This window comes from Labilibaculum euxinicum (assembly GCF_009795715.1).
Taxonomy (GTDB): Bacteria; Bacteroidota; Bacteroidia; order Bacteroidales; family Marinifilaceae; genus Labilibaculum; species Labilibaculum euxinus.
The window spans coordinates 257,104-277,906 of the sequence record NZ_WTCR01000006.1 but is presented as its reverse complement, the minus strand read 5'-3'; the positions used below and the strand labels follow the sequence as shown (position 1 = coordinate 277,906).

At 35.6% G+C, this 20,803-nt stretch carries 14 protein-coding genes; 8 read left to right on the top strand and 6 right to left on the bottom strand.

Annotated elements, in window-relative coordinates:
- Positions 1 to 14: 14 nt before the first annotated feature.
- The 3 genes from GQR60_RS10235 to GQR60_RS10225 all read right to left on the bottom strand — a co-directional run bounded on the left by GQR60_RS10235 (position 15) and on the right by GQR60_RS10225 (position 5,657).
- Positions 15 to 3,182, bottom strand: a complete 3,168-nt coding sequence (locus GQR60_RS10235) for a SusC/RagA family TonB-linked outer membrane protein (protein ID WP_124992828.1) — start codon at positions 3,180 to 3,182, stop codon at positions 15 to 17.
- A gap of 178 nt (positions 3,183 to 3,360) precedes the next feature.
- Positions 3,361 to 4,551 carry a glycoside hydrolase family 130 protein gene (locus GQR60_RS10230; RefSeq protein WP_124992827.1) on the bottom strand — a complete coding sequence of 397 codons (1,191 nt, stop codon included), beginning with the start codon at positions 4,549 to 4,551 and terminating at the stop codon, positions 3,361 to 3,363.
- Positions 4,552 to 4,568: 17 nt separating this feature from the next.
- On the bottom strand, positions 4,569 to 5,657 hold the full coding sequence (locus GQR60_RS10225; protein WP_124992826.1) for a glycoside hydrolase family 26 protein: 1,089 nt from the start codon (positions 5,655 to 5,657) through the stop codon (positions 4,569 to 4,571).
- Between the two features lie 371 nt (positions 5,658 to 6,028).
- On the opposite strand from GQR60_RS10225, the gene GQR60_RS10220 reads away from it, so the two are divergent.
- Complete coding sequence (locus GQR60_RS10220; RefSeq protein ID WP_101307867.1) at positions 6,029 to 6,907, top strand: helix-turn-helix domain-containing protein; 879 nt, start codon at positions 6,029 to 6,031, stop codon at positions 6,905 to 6,907.
- A 114-nt stretch (positions 6,908 to 7,021) separates the two neighbouring features.
- Here the strand turns inward: GQR60_RS10220 and GQR60_RS20275 are convergent, their stop codons facing one another.
- Together GQR60_RS20275 and GQR60_RS10210 are read right to left on the bottom strand one after the other, a co-directional pair.
- Positions 7,022 to 8,143, bottom strand: coding sequence for a DEAD/DEAH box helicase (locus GQR60_RS20275; protein ID WP_124992825.1), 1,122 nt, complete (start codon positions 8,141 to 8,143; stop codon positions 7,022 to 7,024).
- A gap of 186 nt (positions 8,144 to 8,329) precedes the next feature.
- Positions 8,330 to 8,806 (bottom strand): hypothetical protein, encoded by a 477-nt coding sequence (locus GQR60_RS10210; protein ID WP_124992824.1) that lies wholly within the window; start codon positions 8,804 to 8,806, stop codon positions 8,330 to 8,332.
- A 597-nt stretch (positions 8,807 to 9,403) separates the two neighbouring features.
- Between GQR60_RS10210 and GQR60_RS10205 the strand changes: the two genes are divergently transcribed.
- From GQR60_RS10205 to rlmF, 7 genes are all read left to right on the top strand, one after another.
- On the top strand, positions 9,404 to 10,195 hold the full coding sequence (locus GQR60_RS10205; RefSeq protein WP_124992823.1) for a DUF4382 domain-containing protein: 792 nt from the start codon (positions 9,404 to 9,406) through the stop codon (positions 10,193 to 10,195).
- A gap of 142 nt (positions 10,196 to 10,337) precedes the next feature.
- Entirely contained in the window at positions 10,338 to 10,721 is a 384-nt protein-coding gene (locus GQR60_RS10200) for a hypothetical protein (RefSeq protein WP_124992822.1), read from the top strand.
- A 320-nt stretch (positions 10,722 to 11,041) separates the two neighbouring features.
- Positions 11,042 to 11,776, top strand: coding sequence for a peroxiredoxin (locus GQR60_RS10195; RefSeq protein ID WP_124992821.1), 735 nt, complete (start codon positions 11,042 to 11,044; stop codon positions 11,774 to 11,776).
- Positions 11,777 to 11,950: 174 nt separating this feature from the next.
- The gene (locus GQR60_RS10190) at positions 11,951 to 14,140 is read left to right on the top strand and encodes a response regulator (RefSeq protein ID WP_124992820.1); all 2,190 of its coding nucleotides are present in this window, start codon (positions 11,951 to 11,953) and stop codon (positions 14,138 to 14,140) included.
- 296 nt (positions 14,141 to 14,436) lie between these two features.
- On the top strand, positions 14,437 to 15,873 hold the full coding sequence (locus GQR60_RS10185; protein ID WP_160463456.1) for a TlpA family protein disulfide reductase: 1,437 nt from the start codon (positions 14,437 to 14,439) through the stop codon (positions 15,871 to 15,873).
- A gap of 268 nt (positions 15,874 to 16,141) precedes the next feature.
- Positions 16,142 to 17,815: an asparagine synthase B gene (gene asnB, locus GQR60_RS10180; RefSeq protein ID WP_124992818.1), complete on the top strand. Its 1,674-nt coding sequence runs from the start codon at positions 16,142 to 16,144 to the stop codon at positions 17,813 to 17,815.
- A gap of 670 nt (positions 17,816 to 18,485) precedes the next feature.
- The gene (gene rlmF, locus GQR60_RS10175; protein WP_124992817.1) at positions 18,486 to 19,478 is read left to right on the top strand and encodes a 23S rRNA (adenine(1618)-N(6))-methyltransferase RlmF; all 993 of its coding nucleotides are present in this window, start codon (positions 18,486 to 18,488) and stop codon (positions 19,476 to 19,478) included.
- A 193-nt stretch (positions 19,479 to 19,671) separates the two neighbouring features.
- Here the strand turns inward: rlmF and GQR60_RS20205 are convergent, their stop codons facing one another.
- Positions 19,672 to 19,800 (bottom strand): hypothetical protein, encoded by a 129-nt coding sequence (locus tag GQR60_RS20205; protein WP_262885270.1) that lies wholly within the window; start codon positions 19,798 to 19,800, stop codon positions 19,672 to 19,674.
- Positions 19,801 to 20,803: the final 1,003 nt, after the last annotated feature.

Genomic DNA, 20,803 nt, shown 5'->3' with positions numbered 1-20,803 from the left:
CTTCATTTTTTAGTTTAAAATCCAACATTAATACCAAAAGTATAAGTACGAGGAGTTGGATAACGTCCCATATCAATATTTTGATACAATGCAGATTGGTTGTAAGCTCCAACTTCAGGGTCGTAACCAGAATAGTTTGTCCAAGTAAAGACATTTTGAACTGTTCCATAAAACTTAACATTTGACAATCCGATGTATTTTAATGCAGATTTTGGAACACTGTATCCAAGAGTAATATTTGATATTCTTAAATAACTTCCATCTTCAATCCAACGATCACTCATTCGGGTGTTTCTGTTAAAATCGTTGGTTGACGGACGAGGAATATTTGCTTCCGGGTTTAAAAGATATGCATTACCAGAACCATCGGAACCAACCTGAGCACGATTAACAACAGCCTTTGACTGATTGTCCCAAATTGAGGTCATTCCCTCTGTTCTTACGCGTGAAAAATTTAAAACATCACCTCCATAAACACCGTTTATCCCAACGGCTAATTCAAAGTTTTTATAGCTGAAAGTATTAGTAAATCCGAATGTAAATTCAGGATTAGGATCTCCTATTACAGTTTGGTCGTTATCATCGATAACTCCATCAGAATTTAAATCCTGGAATTTGATATCACCTACATAAACACCTGTTTTCTGATTGTATAAATTCAGATCAGAATTTCCCGGATCTTCGACTTGAACAGGTGAGTTTAATATATCTTCTTCATTGGTAAATAAACGATCAGTTTTGTATCCATAATACACTCCCATCGGTTGACCAACCATAATAGCTGTTGCTGTTTGAAATTCACTCCACCAATCCAAATTTCCATAAAGTACCTGAGAATCATCATTCAAGGCAAGTACCTTATTTCTGTTTACTGAAACAACAACATCAGAAGTCCATTTAAAACTATCATTCGATATATTTACAGTATTTAAAGATATCTCAACACCTTGGTTTCGGGTCTCTCCAATATTAACATAAGGAGCTGCAATTCCTGAATATTCATCTTTATCCCCCAAATAGGAAGGAATTGAAACCTGCATCAATAGGTCTTTTGTTGATTTCCGATACATATCAACAGTTAGAGAAATTCTGTTTTGAATAATTCCCATGTCAATACCAGCATTGTATTGTTGAGATGCTTCCCATTTTAGTTTTGGATTGGATACATTGGCCAATCGGTAAGCTGTTCCCAAAGGAGTAGTCATAGTATGCATAGCAGAACCGTATTTATAGGTTCCAATATTGCTGTTACCTACCATACCGTAACCTAATCTTAATTTCAAATTGCTGACTAATTCAAAATCCTTAAGAAATGATTCCTGCGAAACTCTCCATGCAACAGCAGCAGAAGGGAAATACCCCCATTTGTTATCTCCTCCAAACTTAGAAGATCCATCCGCACGCATTGTTGCAGTTAATAAGTATCTATTGTCATAATTATAGTTAAGCCGACCAAACACAGAAGAACTGGTTGCTTCGTCTTTCCATCCATCATTAGACACAAAATCGCCGTCTTCTGTCATTACAAAAATATCATCCGTTGTAAAACCTTGTTTAATAAACTGAGTACCTTCCCATGCGCTTTTAGACATCTCAACACCAGCCATGATATTAAAACCATGTTTTTCCAGCTTGAAATTATATGTTGCATAATTTTTCCATAACCAGTATACAGAATTGTCTTCGCGCTGCATCATCTTATTAAGGTTCGATTCAATCAGACCAAAATCGTAGGTCGGAATAAAACTTTTATTTTTGCTACTCGAAATATCATAACCAAACTCACTTCGGATATTCAAATTTTTCACCGGATCAATTGACAAATACACATTCCCCATGGCACGATTTCGAGTCAATGTATTGTTTTGCATTTTGGCTAACCAAACCGGATTGTACTGAGAGGCGCCGTTAATATCCCCTGGACCTGCCCATGTACCGTCAAAGTTGAATACCGGTACGGAAGGCTGCATGGTTAAAGCCTGCATAATCACACCATCTGTACCATCTTGACGCGTTATTGTTTCATCGGTATGTGTAACAGCAAGAGAAGCACCCATTTTAAGCCATTTACGAACCTCCCCATCAACATTAAGACGTGAATTATATCGTTCAAAACCAGAGCCAAATATGATACCATCCTGATTCATATATCCAACACTGGCGGCAAGTTTGAATTTCTCTGATCCTGCGGTTAATGATAACTGATGCGATTGCAATGGTGCAGTTCTAAAAATTGCATCCTGCCAATCTGTACCTTCGCCCAAAATAGAGGGATCTTTGTATGCCTCATCAACCGGTTGTTGTATAAATTCCCCAAGTTCAACCTGATATTGTGCATAATCTCTCAGATTCATCATATCAATCGTTTTGGCAACTTTTTGAAATGCCATATAGCCTTCGTAGCTAATCTTTGCCTCACCGGATTGCCCCCTTCGGGTTTGAATAATTACAACACCATTGGCTCCTGCAGCACCATATATTGCTGTTGCTGATGCATCTTTTAAAACATCCATGGATACGATATCTGATGGCGAAATAGTAGATAAAGGATTCACCTTTGTTTGTCCACCAGTTCCACCAGCCCAAGCAAAACCACCAATTTCTGATCCTTCACCGCTAAATGGAATACCATCAATAACATAAAGTGGTTCGTTGGAATTGTTGATTGATGAAGCCCCACGTATTCGAATAGATGCAGCTCCACCAGGAGCTCCGGAGTTTTGAGTAACCTGAACACCAGCCAGTCTTCCTTTAAGCATTTGGTCGGCATTCGAAATGGTCATTCCCTTAAGCTCGTCTGTTTTTACAGAACTAACAGCTCCTGTCAAATCACTTTTTTTCATCTTACCATATCCAACCACTACGACTTCATCCAAACCTTCTGTTTCAACTTCCATTTTCACATTCAACGAAGTAAGTTTAGATGCATCGATGATTTTGTCTTTAAAACCAATAAAGGAAAATACAAGAACTGTTTTTCCCTCTGGAATAGAGAAACTATAATTTCCGTCAACATCGCTGATTGTACCTTGTGTAGTACCTTTAATTACGATGGAAACTCCCGGTAATGGGAGCATTTGATCATCTGTTATTGTCCCGGTTATTGTTTTATTTTGTCCGTAAGCCAATTGCTGTGAACAAAACAAAAAAACAATAACCAAGATTTGTAGACTCTTGTTCATAAAATATAGATTTAAATTTAAATGGTTAAATTTATTTACACATTACACTCTGTAATTGTATTTTACTCATCATTATTTAACAGTTAAGAAAACAATATAAGTGATGAAACAGCGCATTATTTTGTCTTTAAACATTAGTAGGCCGGCATGGAATATAGCCTTTGGGCAGATTACCTTATCATTTTAACATATTTGTGAAATTTAGATTTTTATCAATCAATTCATTAATTGTATTTACAGATTGATGTGAGTGAAATTTATCTTGCGGTGAATTAATGCAATAGTCAACTAATTGATCAATAGTTGAGGTTGCCACATGCATACGCGTATCCGAAGAAGCATAATAGATTTTCACACTGCCATCTTCATCAGCAATCCATCCATTCGAAAAAACTACATTCGAAACATCACCTACACGCTCAGATTGCAAGGGGGCAATAAAATGACCATGCGGTTTGTGAGTAATCACCCATGGCTTTTCCAGATCCGTCATGAACATGTATAAGGTATATCTTAATCCTGCCGCAGTATTCCGAACCCCGTGTGCCAGATGCAACCACCCATCTTTTGTTCTTATTGGTGCCGGGCCTAATCCGTTTTTCACTTCGTAAATGGTGTGATAGGTTTTGGCATCTACAATGATTTCATTTTTCACTTCTGCATCTTCAATTGTTTCTGACAAACCAAAACCAATTCCTCCGCCTTTTCCTGTATCAATAAAACCATCCTGCGGACGGGTAAAAAATGCATACTTTCCCTCAATTAAGTGAGGAAATAACACAACATTGCGCTGCTGTCCTGAAGTTGATTTTAAATCAGCCAAACGTTCCCAACTCACAAAATCTTTTGTTCTGGCAATACCAGCCGAAGCTACTGCGCTTGAAGTGTCACCATCCGGTGCGTTTGGATCTTTTCTTTCAGTACAAAACACGCCATAAATCCATCCATCATCATGTTGAGTCAAACGCATATCGTAAACATTTGTATCCTCATCTTCAGTTTGAGGCATGCTTATTGGACGATCCCAAAATTTAAAATTATCCACCCCATTTGGACTTTCAGCAATTGCGAAAAACGACTTTCTATCGTTTCCTTCAACACGAACTGCAAGAAGGTATTTGCCATCTATTTTCACAGCACCTGCATTAAATGCTGCATTAAACCCGATACGCTCCATAAAAAACGGGTTGGTATCTGGATTAAAATCAAACCGCCACTGCAATGGCAAATGATCTCTTGTTACAATAGGGTTTGCATACCGATTGTATATTCCATTGGTACTAAACAGTTTTTCATTCCTTCTTCCCAACAATTCTTCATGTTTTTCACGAATCAATTTTATTCGTTCTGCAAACAACTCTTTATTCATACCAAAAGTTTAATTATTTATTTTTTCAGTTTATTAAAATCGTTCAGTAAAAGCATTTTAGACTGATCTAAAAAGTTTCTGGCATCAGTGGCTGACGAATGATTTTCGTATGGAAAAAAGAAATGAACCTTTGGGTCATTCCTCCAAACCATTACATAACTTAATTCTTTGCTGATTAATGAATCACCAAGCACTTTGCCCAGCTTTTTAGTAAACCACAAGGAATCAGAAACATTCTCCAAGCCTGTTTCTGTAAGTGCTGCCAATTTGTGCTTCTCTTTTGCATAACCAATTAGCAAGTGTAATTTTTTAACAGCCTCCTTTTCTCCATCCTGTATTTTTAAATCGTAATAATTGTCCATTCCGATAATATCAACAATATCATCACCAGGATACCATGTAAGGTATCCGTCCAATGTTGTAAAATTTCGATCGGGAGAGTAAGCAACCAACATTTGAGTCAGTCCTTTTTTGTTTTTTAAATAGTTTATCGTAAACCTAAATAACTCCTTAACTTCTTCTGCATTGCAGTTTTTTATTCCCCACCAAAACCAAGTTCCATCCATTTCGTGCCACGGACGAAAAATAAAAGGCATTGCGATTCCATCATCTGTTTTCAGGGATTTAAAGAAATCAGCAACTCTATCCAATTGAATCAAAAACTCCTTGTGATATGATCCATTTGGTAAAATATGCTTCACGACATCGTTTTCGGTATTCCATGAACTTTCTCCATTAACAACCGAAAAAGGATGCCAGCTAAACGTATTGATTCCACCCATTAAATACCCTTTTATTGCCAATCGCTTCATGTCCGAAAAAGGAACGCTATCCAAATTGTGCGTGCGTTGAAGTTCTATACCACCTAATTCCCATCCGAATATGGCTGGATAATCTCCGGCAACCCGTTTCACATCCGACTCTCCATCCACATAACTCCAATTCTTTCCATAAACCAAATCATCCTGATGTCCGAAAAGAATTCCTTTCCCTTTCACAGATTTCAATTGTTCTGCAATTGAATTGGTGATTTTCTTAACTGGTTTTTGGGAGCAAGCCATTAACACAGACAGACCTAAAACAGCTGTTATTTTCGGTATTATCATTACATTATTATTTTTATATACTCTTTTTAATGGTAACTTTCTCATCTATACAAAATCCCCTAAATAATTATATTTCAAAATTATATCGTTTGCACACTTCAGCCAAGTATTTTTCGATCGTAAGATGATACTTTATTATCATTTCTGATAAAAATGATATGCGACACCCAAAAACAAACAAAAATCACTCTTATTCAATAGAATAACAAAACAACCAAATAACAAAAAACCCGAAAACACAGCTAAAACACACAATACATTTACCAAAACTTAACTCTACAATCCAAATATTCATCTTAAATAGTACAATTCAATCACTATTTGTTGTACTATCACATCAATTTAAGTAGTTTTGCATAAAACAACAAGCTATGAAAGACCATATTCACAGAGAAATTACCCCTCTGCAAGAGAACGATTGTTTCCTAATATTTGATAGAGAAAGAAATGCTTTTAACTTTCCAATTCACTTCCATCCTGAATTCGAAATTAACTACATACATAAGGCAAAAGGAGGGAAAAGAATCATTGGAGATCACATTGGGGAAATCCAAAACAAAGAATTAGTTATGGTAGGTCCTAATCTTTATCATGGATGGGAAAATTACAAAAACGACAGTAAAGAACTTCTGCATGAAATCACAATACAATTCCCGAGAGAATTATTTGATGATAACACTCTGAATAGAAATATGCTTAAACCCATACGGGAATTGCTCAACAATGCCAACAGAGGTATTTTGTTCTCAGAGGATACGACAAGAATGGTGGAACCAAAACTGATTGCTCTTAGCCAGAAAAGAGGTTTCGACAGCTATTTAGCATTTCAGTCCTTATTATATGATCTGGCCATTTCCAGAGAACAACATTTGCTTACGAATATGTCATTCCACCGCCAGAATGATTTTCATAACAGTGAAAGAATTGAACGGATCTACAAATACATACAAGACAATTTCCAGCAAAAAATTAAGCTTGAGGATGCGGCTGCACTTGTAAACATGTCAGTAATATCATTTAGTCGCTTGATAAAGCAACGCACAGGGAAATCTTTTGTTGAATTTGTTATCGAAATTCGTTTGGGAATAGCTACACGGCTATTGATTGAAACCAACAAGAGCATCGCGGAAATTTGTTTCGATTGTGGCTTCAACAACATTTCCAACTTCAATAGAATATTTAAGAAAAAACAAGACTGTACTCCGTCTGAATTTAGAATGAACTTTAACGGGACTAAAAATGTATATTAACCTAGCATTAGTTAAAGGTTTACTGCAATTTTATGACTGTGGAAATAATCCTACAAAAAAAAAGAGATCCTGCAAGCAAGATCTCTTTGATATATTTTCATGAACAAAAGCTATTTATTTTCTTGGTCTGATTTGATTGAAAGCAATGTTTAACGTTTTTTGGAAATAACGAAGGTTTTTAAGCTCCTTGTTATTCACCAATGCCAAAGAAACACCTTCTTTACCTGCACGGGCAGTTCGTCCGCTTCTGTGTGTGTAATACTCTTCTTTATCAGGCAATTCATAATGTACCACAAACGAAAGATCGACAATATCGATACCACGGGCAGCAATATCTGTTGCCACCAAAATTCGCAGGCTTTCGTTTTTAAAAGCACGCATTACCTTATCACGTTCTATTTGCTTTAAATCGCCGTGAATGGCATCAGTTGGAATGTTTTTTGCAATTAACTGCTTAGCCAAAACCTGTGCCGAAGCCTTGGTTTTACAAAACACCACTCCCCTGTTTTTTTGCTCCGATTTTAAAAACTGAATCAGGATATTCAATTTTTCATTGTCCTCGCAGATCAGGAACTGATGCTGAATATTTTTGTTCACCACATTTCGTCCACTCACCTCAATTTTGTGTGCGCTGGGAGAAAAGTGTCTTTTAATAATCTGCATAATTTCCTGAGGCATGGTAGCTGAAAACAACCATCGGTTTTCTACACGCGACAGATGAGTTAAAATCTCATCCAACTGGGTTTTAAAACCCATACTCATCATTTCATCCGCCTCATCCAAAATTACCGTCTTTACATGGCTCAAATCAACCGCTTTTCTCTTCACCAAGTCAATTAACCGACCTGGAGTCGCAACTATAATATGAGTTGGTCGACGCAAAGCGCTAATTTGTCGGTCAATTTGTTCTCCTCCATAAACCGATTCAGTAAAAATCTTATCGGTGTACTTGGTAAACTTGAACAATTGCTTGGCAATTTGCTGTCCCAATTCGCGGGTCGGACAAAGAATCAAACCTTGAACCTTGTCTGACTTGGTGTTAATTCTGTGCAGCAAAGGGATTCCGAAGGCTGCTGTTTTGCCTGTACCAGTTTGAGCCTGGCCAATTAAATCGGTGTTAGCCTGAAGAAGTACCGATATCACTTCTGCTTGTATTTGAGTAGGCTTAATAATATTAAGATCGTTTAATCCCTTAATAATATCTTTATTTACACCTAATTCCTTAAAGTTTTCCACAACAAATAATTTAAATAGTCCGCAAAGATAGCTTAATCAATTCAGAATTAAGAATGATGGCTAAAAATACCGGGACACAAAGAATATGAAGAGCGAAATTAAGGTCACAAAATTATTTTTATATTTAATTACTACCTAAAAAACCTCATCCCCTGCACTCATTATAGAATACAAGATTGATTCATCTTAGAATAATTCCCTGTCTTCTTCATTTTCTATTTGCATAGCATGTACCAATGTCCACTTAAACGGAAAGGACTTACTCAGGGTGTACAAAGCCATGATCCACGGTAAAAACCAAATCAAATTTTCAGTTAGTGAATAGGCCAGCATAGCTACAATTCCTGTTAAAGCTCCAAATAACATTTTAAAAGAAAATGCTTTTCTGAAATATTTTAGCTTTTCTTCCAAAGTCTCAAACAAGCCCACATATTCCAATTTCTTTTTATACATCATTTCCGAAATAATAATCTCCACAATAATCAAAGAAATTCCCAATATGTTCTTCCATATCGATATATTCAAACTTTTATGAATACTTAAAATTGAATATTCACCACTAATAGCCACAACTCCCAAAGCAAGTTCAACAATAAGAACAATAAAAAATGCTGAAACCAATCCAAATCTTGTCCACTGAACCAATTGTTGTAAATTCTTCATAATATATAAATTGAGCAATTAATAATAGATTTAATCTTTATGTAGGAGGATGGCAATCTTAATGAATAATCACTTCACTTTGAGCCATACTGATTAAAAAAACAAGTTTTTTTAAACTTTTTTAACACACAAACGATTACAATTCATTGGTAAGAATCAACAGAGGAATTAAAATTACTCCGAAACAAATGGATTAATAAAATATCCAGTTTGCAACTGGATGCTTCGTGTTTCTGAAAAAGCAAAAGCCGTATTGCACTTTATAATGAACTTAATTCCCATTCTAAATATAGAAAACAACAAAATGGGATGTTTTCTTTTGATTGGACATATACACAATATCAAATGATTTTGGAAGCTCTCCTCCTTCTACTAACTGAGGAATTGGGGAAAACATGTAGAACACTTCCCCATATTTTGTCAATCTTCAAAATATTAGATCCATTTTAATTTTCATCATCTTATTGATACCATACATTTTACTGTATAAAGAGTAATATCTGGCACGTTTATTGGCTTTCTCGAGTCATTAAAAAGAAACAAAATTATTTTTTTAACGTTTTCAGTTAATAAACTTTAATTAAAATTTAACACACAATGAAGATTTTTAAATCACTAAGTGCAATCAGTCTTGTAATTTTATCATTGATTTTTATCCAATGTTCCGATGACAATGTAAAACTTACAACTCCTGTAAAAATTAGATTAACAGATGCTCCTGCACAATACGATAAGGTTAATATTGATATTCAGGCTATTCAATTTCATTCATCAAACGATGAAAACACAGAAGATGGATGGCAGGAAATGAATTTATTAAATGCTGGTATTTATGACTTATTGGAGTTCAATAACGGTTTAGATACTCTTTTGGTAGATCAGGAAATGCCAAGTGGCACTGTTTCTCAAATGCGTTTGATTCTTGGCGCAAATAACTCGGTAGTTATTGATGGTGTTTCTTATGATTTAGATACTCCTTCTGCTCAGACTTCTGGTTTGAAATTTCAGATTCACGATGATTTCTTAGCTGGAATTGAGTACAAATTATGGATAGATTTTGATGCTGCCCGTTCTATTGTTTCAACAGGGAATGGCAAATACATACTAAAACCTGTAATCAGAACTTTTAACGAAGCGACAAGTGGCGCCATTTCTGGAACTATATCTCCAGCTGAAGCACTTCCAACTATTCATGCAATAATCGGTTTGGATACGATCTCGACCATTGCCGAAGAAAACGGAAGTTTCCTTATTAAAGGATTGCAAGCAGGCACATACAAACTTGATTTAATGCCAATTGATGGTTATGCCGAAAAAGAAATTGAAGGTGTTGAGGTAAACAATGGTGCTGTTACCGATGCTGGAACAATAGAAATTTCAGCTAATTAAAAATAAACACTACTACTGTAACTAAAGGTTGTTCTTTTTAGGGCAGCTTTTTTTTATTTATAAAAACTCTTCAGCCAATGTTCCCTCCTTATTTTTGCTTAACTAAATTGATCTTCATATATTTAATTGAAAAGAAATAGGAATGAAATTTAAATACAAAATATCTCCAGATTTAAAACTGATTAATGAATACTATTACGGTTATTTCAAATGGGATGATCTAATTCGTCATACATTATGCACTCGTGAAGATTCTTTATTTGATGAAACCTACAATGTGATTGCCGATTTTACACAAGCAAAAGTCATACTGAATATCAAAGATTTGGATGATTATATTGAGGAATACCAAAAGTACAGTCTAATAGCAAATAAATGCGCCATTATTGTAAACGAATCTTATGACACCTCAATGGCTATGCTGTTCGAAATTCAAATCCGAATTCAAAATGCGAAAGTTTTTCATTCCCATGAGGAAGCATACGAGTGGCTTGAAATTGATCCTGTTCTAATCGTAAAAGAATAACCTACCCTGTTTAAACTTATTCAAACTGATTTAAAATTACCTCTCCATCAGTCATTTAACTTGACATCCGCCATTCAATGAGTTAACTTTAATTCTACACCTGGGGATGAATGAAAATTTGTTCCAAGCACCTAAGATTCCCTCCTGAGGAATTGGCAGTATTGGTTTATCTCCCATACCTAATTTAGTTCGTTAATTTATAGTATGAATTGGTAAGATATTTTTTTATTGGAGCAAATCTTACAGCTTGTAATGCAAGCTACGGGTCTTCCAATTTCAATGCAATATCAAAAAAACAGTCACCCTTTAAATCTTGAATCATGGAAGAAAAGAATGAAAGAAGTGTAATTTCAATGCCACGTATCGGTGATAAAGCTCCCGAATTTAGAGCAGTTAGTACTCAGGGGAATATCCATTTCCCGAATGACTACAGTGGCTCGTGGGTCATACTATTTAGCCACCCTGCCGACTTCACTCCTGTATGTACTTCAGAATTCATGACTTTTGCAAACATGGAAAGTCAATTTCAAGAAGCAAATTGTGAGTTAGTAGGCTTATCAATTGATGGTTTGTACAGCCATATTGCCTGGCTGAGAACAATTAAGGAGAAAATTGAATACAAAGGGATGAAAAACATAGAAGTCAAGTTTCCTTTAATCGAAGACATTACGATGGAAGTGGCAAATAAATACGGCATGATTCAACCTGGCGAGGACAGTACAAAAGCTGTTCGTGCTGTATTTTTCATCGACCCGCATGGAATTATCCGTACAATTATTTACTATCCTTTAAGCTTAGGACGAAATTTTGATGAAATCTATCGTGTAGTTATTGCGCTGCAAACCGCCGACAAATTTTCAGTTGCAACCCCGGCAGATTGGCGCCCGGGCGATGAAGTGATTGTTCCTCCTGCCGGATCTTGCGGCATTGCAAAAGACCGAATGGAAAATATTGATGAAAATGTGCACTGCTACGATTGGTTTTTCTGTACAAAAAACATAAAAAAAGAAGAGATTTTAGATGCTATTCTTAAAAAAAAGGAGCACGTTCATTAAAAAACAAGCAATGGTTGCAAAAGTATCTTTTCTTCTGCAGCCATTATTTTTATTAGCTCATCAGAATATCTTCATTTACAGATCCTAATAAATATGTATTATTTCATTACAAAAAGCACTATGAATATATTTTTTTAAATATCTTAAGGTTAAAATATATCTAGAGAAGTTAAGATGAAGAATGACTTGCATCACGAAATAATTAAATCTTTACCCTACCCATACTATATAATTGAAGTAGATACATATAGAGTCATTGATTCAAATGATCCAAATTTTATTGTGAATCAAAATTGCAGCAATCTTATTTTCTCCAATCCAAATAATTACACCGCAAAAAACCATGGCAAATGTTTTGTGAATATGGTTTTGGAGAAAAAAAAATCCATAAGAACAAAACTCAATAATGTCAGTATTAAGGGTGAAACCAAAAGTATTTGGGTTCATGCCAGTCCAATTTTCAATTCCAATCAAGAAATCACTCATGTAATTGAATATTTTATTGATATTACCGAACAGAAAATTTTACATGATGAAGTTGAGACCAAAACACGTGATCTTGAAGCCGCCATCTCTGATCTTTCAAAGCTTAACTCAGAATTAAGCGAGACAACAAACAAGTACAAAGCCTTATTTGAAAACTCCCCGGAATCTCTTTGGGAGGAGGATTTCACAATTTTAATATTAACTATAGAGGATCTTAAAGCTAAAGGAGTAACTGATTTCAAAAATTATTTTGATGAGCACCCAGAATTATTAATTGAATTAGCTCAGCAGGTTATTATTGTTGATGTTAACCAAGCAACAGTGAATCTATACAAAGCTAAATCAAAAGAAGATCTGATAGGGAATTTAGCACTGACATTTCTACCGGAATCCCTTACCGTTTTTAAAGAGGAATTATTGGCTATTATCAATGGTGAAAACTCGTTTGAAAAAGAGGCGAAAGTAAAAACACTTGAAGGAGAAGTTGTTGAGGTGATCATTAAACTTTTTTACACCAGACATAATGATAAGTTTATTGCATATGTTTCAACAACAGATATAACATCGCGTAAGAAAACAGCTCATGCATTAAAACAAAAAAATGATGAGTTCTTAAGATTAAACGCTGAACTTGAGAGTACAAATAAAGAATATGAGTTGCTAAATCTAGAATATAAAACAATTAATTCTGAGATTCTTAAAACCAATATAGAGCTTGAAAAAGCGAAAGAAAAAGCCATAGAAAGCGATCATCTAAAGTCAGCTTTTTTAGCAAATATGAGTCATGAAATACGAACTCCAATGAATACAATTATTGGTTTCTCGGATTTATTAGGTCAACCAAGTCTTACCCTTGAAAGAAGACAGAAATTTTTAAAATTAGTTCAGTCGAGCAGTGAACACTTACTTCGAATTATTGATGATATTATCGATGTTTCAAAACTTGAATCGAACCAACTAAAAGTGAATAAGAAATCGTGTCTTTTGAACGAATTACTTTATGAAATTAAGGAGTCTCAAAGCATGATTAAGATTGTGAAAAACAAAAATGATATTACACTTCAATTAAACATCCCCCCAAACACTGAAAATCTAAATATAACCTGTGATCCTACCCGATTCAGACAAATTGTTTACAATCTGGTTTCCAATGCTTTTAAATACACTGAAAAAGGCTTTGTGGAAATTGGTTATTCGATATCGCATGTTGATTCGATGGTTCATTTATATGTGAAGGATACAGGTTTCGGTATTCAAGCAGAAATGTTTCAGATGATTTTTGAGCGATTCAGGCAAATTGAGAATCAAAATTTACAAGAAGGAACTGGTATTGGCCTTAGTATTGTAAAAGGTTTAGTGCATCTTTTAGGAGGAGAAATCTGGATTGAATCGAAGGTTAACGAAGGCAGTACATTTCATTTTACAATACCAATATCCGAACAAAACAAACCTGTCATCGAAAAAAAAGTGACTCCTCAAATCACAAATAGTATAGACCTTTCAGAATGTCTTGTTTACATTGCTGAAGATAATATTTCATCTTTTCTTTTACTTGAAGAGTTGCTGCAGACTACAGAGGTTAAATTAAAACATGCTGTGAATGGTGAAGAATTAGTAAATCTTATTAATTCACACACACCCGATTTGATACTACTTGATATTAATATGCCGGTAATGAATGGTTTTGAGGCAATGAACAAAATCAGAAAAACTCATCCATCCATTCCTGTTATTGCCCAAACAGCATATGCTATGGCTGAAGAAAAAGAAAAATGTATTGCTGCTGGTTGTACTGATTATATTTCCAAACCAATTAACGCAACTCTGCTATTGGAAAAAATAAGAAAATATCTGACCTGCCACAGTAATCATCAATAGTATTGATTCATAAAAAAGCATCCAAATTGCAATTCTATTGATCAACGTTTGTGTTCTTCCATCTTCAATACGAATACACCTAATAAAAAACAAGACAAATAAGTAAATATATATGCCGGCAATTCATGCAAAGCTGATTTCATCTGTTTCTATTTTTAATTTTATGGTCAGATGGAACTTACCATGAACCAATAATCATCCCCCTGTGTTTAGAATGATTTAAACATGGTCGTTTCATTTTAAAAAAAGTTTTGTAATTTTCGCTTCCAATTATGCTTATCAACATTATAATGAAAATGAAGAAAAATTTTATTACTATTTTATGTGTGGGTATTTGCCTGCTATCTTCTGTTACAAGCAAAGCACAAAAATACAATATTGACGTTAACCTAATTGGCTGTGCTGATAGTACTGCTTATTTAGCGCACTATTTTGACGGCAGAATATTTGCTGATGATACTACGCAATTAATTAATGGCAAAGGCTTATTTAGTAAAGCGAAACAATTGGATGAAGGCATTTATGTCATCTATCTTCCTTCTCAAAAATATTTCGATCTGTTAATTGGTAAAGATCAGGAATTTGCCATATCAGCAGATCCAGTTAGCTTTATAGAAACGATTAAAATTACCGGTGCCAAAGAGAGTGAAGCATTTCATTCCTTTCAAAAATTCATGAAAGCCCAAAACGAGAATTCTAAAAAAATTCAGGAAGCATACAAGGCAAACAAGGACAATGAGAAAGAAAAAGAGAAATATCAGGAAGCTTATAAACAAGCAGATGAAGATGTACGTGCATACATTCAAAAACTGAATCAGGATTACCCCAACGGAAGCTTTGTTTCCAAATTTGCACAGTTGACCTTATCACCAAAAGTTCCCGATTTTTCAAAGGAAATTCCTGAATCTACTCCAGACAGAGATCAGGAGATCAAAAAAAAATCATACTTGTACAATAAAGATCATTACTTCGATTACGTAGATTTCACTGACAACCGTTTTTTAAGAACACCAATTCTTAAAAATAAACTGGAGTTTTTTTATGAGAAAATTTTGGTTCAAAGTCCGGATACAATTGTAAAAGAAGCCACTACTATTATTGAAAAATCACGATCTGATCAAGAGTTCTTCCAATATCTGGTACAATACTCTCTCAACTATGCAGTTAAAAGCAAGATTATGGGAATGGATGCGGCTTTCGTTAGTCTGGCAAAAAAATACTATTTAAGCGGAGAAGCTAATTGGGCCGATTCAACTTTACTTGCCAATATTCGCGAGCGGGTAATAAAACTTCAATACAATTTAATTGGCATGAAAGCCCCGGATCTTAAAATGGAAACGCCCGAAGGAGAGTTTGTTCGTTTGCACGAAGTAGAAGCTCCGTTCACTATTTTATATTTTTGGGAACCCGAATGTGGTCATTGTAAAACATCAACTCCAAAATTAAAGACTGATATTTTAGATAAGTACAAACAAATGGGTGTAAAGGTGTTTGCTGTCTGCACTCAAAACGAAAAAGAAGAATGGGAAAATTTTATTGCTGATAAAAACTTATTTGATTTTATCAATTGCTACGATCCCCACTATCAGACCAATTTCAGAATTTATTATGATGTTTTTAGCACTCCAACCATATACCTGCTTGACAAGGATAAAAAAATTATAGCCAAACGGCTGGATATTGACACTCTTAAAACCTTTCTCGATCACGAGCTTGAAAATAAAACAAATTAAGCATGAGGACACTTCAAAAGGTGTCCTTTTTTGTTATTCCCATGTTAATTTCCTCCTTCACCCCCGATTATAAGCAGGTTATTCAATAAACAGCCTTTATTTTAGAATAATTCGGAAAAATAATCTTTTCTACCTATACACAAAAGATATAGAGCTTAAAACATAGTAGAAACTAAATTGAAAATCGTATTTTTGACAACTAGTACCAAGATTAAACAGCTTAACCATATTTTTACAGGCTGATAAAATAACTATTAAACAATTTTTTATGTGTGGATTTGTTGGAGTTTTTGATTTGAAGATGGATGCTCAAGAGCTGCGCCCTCAAATTTTAGAAATGTCAAAAAAGATTCGTCATAGAGGTCCGGATTGGTCTGGAATATTTTGTGATGAAAAAGCGATTATGTCTCATGAGAGACTATCGATTGTAGATCCTCAATCGGGAGGACAACCACTTTACAGCAAAGACGGTAATCTGGCTTTGGCTGTTAATGGTGAAATTTATAATCATCTGGAAATTCGAAATCAGATGAAAGACTCTTACGAGTTCCTGACAAAATCAGATTGCGAAGTAATTCTTGCCCTATATCAACAAAAAGGTATCGATTTTATCGATGATTTAAATGGTATTTTTGCATTTGCCTTATACGACAAAAAGAACAATTGTTACCTTATTGGACGGGATCATATGGGAATAATTCCATTGTATCAGGGATGGGACAAGTATGGTAACTACTACGTGGCATCGGAACTAAAAGCATTAGAAGGTTATTGCAATAAAATTGAAGAATTTCTTCCTGGAAAATTTCTATACAGCAAAGACGGCGTTGTTAAAGATTGGTATCAGCGTGACTGGAAAGATTACGAAAATGTAAAAGACAACAAAACAGATATGGCTGCCCTTCGCAAAGGATTAGAAGATGCTGTTCATCGTCAGTTGATGTCTGATGTACCTTATGGAGTATTACTTTCAGGTGGTTTGGATTCATCTGTAATTTCGGCTATTGCAAAAAAATATTCCAGTAAGCGTGTTGAATCAGGTGATCAGAAAGATGCCTGGTATCCACAATTGCACTCATTTGCAATTGGATTGGTAGGTTCTCCTGATCTGGCAGCCTCTCGTTTAGTAGCTGATCATATCGATACAATTCACCATGAAGTAACTTTTACTGTTCAGGAAGGATTGGATGCTATCCGCGACGTGATCTATCATTTGGAGACTTACGATGTAACTACGGTTCGTGCTTCTACCCCTATGTATTTAATGTCTAGAGTGATTAAATCGATGGGAATTAAGATGGTTCTTTCCGGTGAAGGTGCGGACGAAATGTTCGGTGGATACCTGTATTTCCATAAGGCTCCAAATGCGGAAGAATTTCACAAAGAATGCATTCGAAAATTAAATAAACTTCATCTTTACGATTGTTTACGTTCGAATAAATCGATGTGCTCATGGGGTGTTGAAAGCCGTGTGCCGTTTCTGGACAAAGAATTCCTTGATATTGCAATGAGAATTAACCCGGAAGATAAAATGGCTAAAGATGGTAAAATGGAAAAATGGGTGCTGCGTAAAGCATTCGAAGACTATTTGCCTGAAAGTGTAGCCTGGAGACAAAAGGAACAATTCTCTGATGGTGTGGGTTACAGTTGGATTGATACTTTGAAAGAAGTTGCAGAGAAAAAGGTTTCTGATGAACAATTGGCAAATGCCAAATTTCGTTTTTCTGTGAATCCTCCAATGTCGAAGGAAGAATATTACTACAGAACAATATTTTCAGAACATTTCCCATCGGATACAGCAGCAGCATGTGTACCTTCAGTACCATCTATCGCTTGTAGTACTCCTGATGCTTTAGCCTGGGATGCATCGTTCCGTAACAACGCCGATCCTTCGGGAAGAGCGATTAATGCCGTTCACAACGACGCATATAAAATGAAATAAATATTTTAACAGATAATTAAATGAGGCTGTCCCAAAAGGGCGGCCTCATTTTTTTATCTGCTCAACAGACCTCTTACAGCTCAAATCCTATGCCTCAAGACATCTCAGTCGAACATCGGTGCTTCAATATCAAGGATCGAAGCATCGAAATCAAGCATCGAGACACCTCAATCGAGTATTGAGGCTCCAACATCAAGCATCGAGACACCTCAATCGAGTATCGAGGCTCCAACATCAAGCATCGAAGCACCTCAATCGAGTATCGAGGCTCCAACATCAAGCATCGAAGCACCTCAATCGAGTATCGAAACACCCTTTCACTCAAAAAAGACACGGCACAGCATGGTTCGAACCTCGATTGAACCCAAAAGTTTTGGCTTCGGCCTCAAAAAATTACTGTTAATAAAAGAAGAAAATCCCGCTGCCCGAAACATCACCAAGCTTCTTACAGTAAGGACTTCTGTTTCTCTATTGATCTGCTGGTTGCATTGTTTTTATTAGTCTGTCTTGCAAAAATATCAAGTTATGAATCAGATTCAACATCTAATTTCCTGTCTTAAATGTTCCTTTGTTGACACAATAAAAAAAATGGATTTCCAATTTTGGAATAAAGGCGACTTTCTTCCATTAATGTTCTAATTTAGCAGATTCAAATTAGAGAATTATATCTATGCCAGATAAGAAGAGAAAACACCCAAAAAAGAAACCCAGTTTGCATCCCAGAAATAAAAATCGTAACCGCTACGATTTTAAACAACTGGTGGAAACTTGTCCGGAATTAGCTCCATTTGTTATTCTGAACAAGTACGATGATGAATCGATTGATTTTGCGAACCCCGATGCGGTAAAAATGTTGAACAAAGCTTTGCTCATGCATCATTATGGACTTAGTGACTGGGATATTCCTGAAAATTACTTGTGCCCTCCTATTCCCGGAAGAGCAGATTACATTCATCATATTGCTGATTTGCTGCAACAGAACAACTATGGTAAAATTCCTGCAGGAAATAAATTTACTTGTGTAGATATTGGCGTAGGTGCGAACTGCATTTATCCTATTATTGGAAACAATGAGTACGGATGGTCGTTTATTGGTTCGGATATCGATCCTGTTGCTATTGATTCTGCTGAGAAAATTATCGCTTCGAATCCTTCACTAAAGGGAAATGTGAAATGTGTACTTCAAGAGAATCCCAAAGATTATTTTTACGGTGTTATTCCAAAGGATGAACTGGTTGATTTATCGATTTGCAACCCTCCTTTTCATGCCTCGGCTAAAGATGCATTGGAAGGAACCATGCGCAAAACAAGAAACCTTTCTACCGAAAAAGTGACAAAGCCTAGTCTTAATTTTGCAGGACAAAGCAACGAATTATGGTGTGATGGCGGCGAAGAACGCTTTGTTAGAAATATGATTAATCAGAGTAAGAAATTTGCGAAATCGTGTTTTTGGTTTTCTACACTTATCTCGAAAGAATCTAACCTTAAGAGTGTTTACCAAGCTCTTGAAGCGGCTGATGCTGTTAAAGTAGAAACCTTACCTATGGGACAAGGAAACAAAAAGAGCCGGATTGTTGCCTGGACTTTTTTATCGAAAGAAGAACAACAGAAATGGAAGAATGTAAGGTGGAATAATCAAACTGAGAAAAAAAAGAAAATTTAATAGTTCAGACCTGACTGTTTTTGAAAACCAGTCAGGTCTAAAAAGAACCCAATATGCTCAGCCAGCTTTTTATTTAGGCTGCGGTGCGTTGCACCTTTTACTTTTTTGATGATTTATTTCTACAAATACTATGGTGCTCTGCACCTGAATAAATGGCAACAGACGTTGTTTCCATGATTAAACTTTTGATTCTTTAATTGTAATTGTGGCTACTTGAATTGTAGGCTGCGGTGCGCTGCACCTTTTGCTTTTTTGATGATTTATTTCTACAAATACCATGGTGCTCTGCACCTGAATAAATGGCAACAGACGTTGTTTCCATGATTAAACTTTTGATTCTTTAATTGTAATTGTGGCTACTTGAATTGTAGGCTGCGGTGCGCTGCACCTTTTGCTTTTTTGATGATTTATTTCTACAAATACCATGGTGCTCTGCACCTGTTGTTTATTAAAATTTAAGTAACAGAGTTGTGCAGTCTTTGTAGGTTAATTTATACGATAGTGAATTAGGTACAGAGTACCGAAGCTCTTTCTGAATTTACTGTCTAATATTTAGATTTTGGATCAAGTCATACCCTGACATGTTTGGCTTGCTTAGATTTAGAGCATGACGGGGCTCAGATTGTGGATTAAATTGCAACTGAGTTTTGATGTTAAATTGTTTGAGTTATCTTGGCTGCACCTTTTGATATTTTGATGATTTGTTGCTGCAAATACTGCTTACTACGTACCTGAATAAATAGCAACGGGCTTTGCCAAACTCCACGATTAAATACTACATCCCTGAAAGAATAGTTAGCAACAGAGTTGCGCAGTCTTTGTAGATTAATTTATACGATAGTGAATTAGGTACAGAGTACCGAAGCTCTTTCTGAATTTACTGTCTAATATTTAGATTTTGGATCGAGTCATACCCTGACATGCTCGGCTTGCTTAGAGTCAGAGCATGACGGGGCTCAGATTGTGGATTAAATTGCAGCTGAGTTTTGATGTTAAATTGTTTGAGTTATCTTGGCTGCGCTGCGCTGCACCTTTTGATATTTTGATGATTTGTTGCTGCAAATACTATGGTGCTCTGCACCTGTTGTTTATTAAAATTTAAGCAACAGAGTTGCGCAGTCTTTGTAGGTTAATTTATACGATAGTAAATTAGGTACAGAGTACCGAAGCTCTTTCTGAATTTACTGTCTAATATTTAGATTTTGGATCAAGTCATACCCTGACATGTTTGGCTTGCTTAGATTTAGAGCATGACGGGTATTTTTATTTTGAGAATGCGTTAGGGATTGAAATGGAAACCCCACAGCGAGGGACGAGCGAGGAGT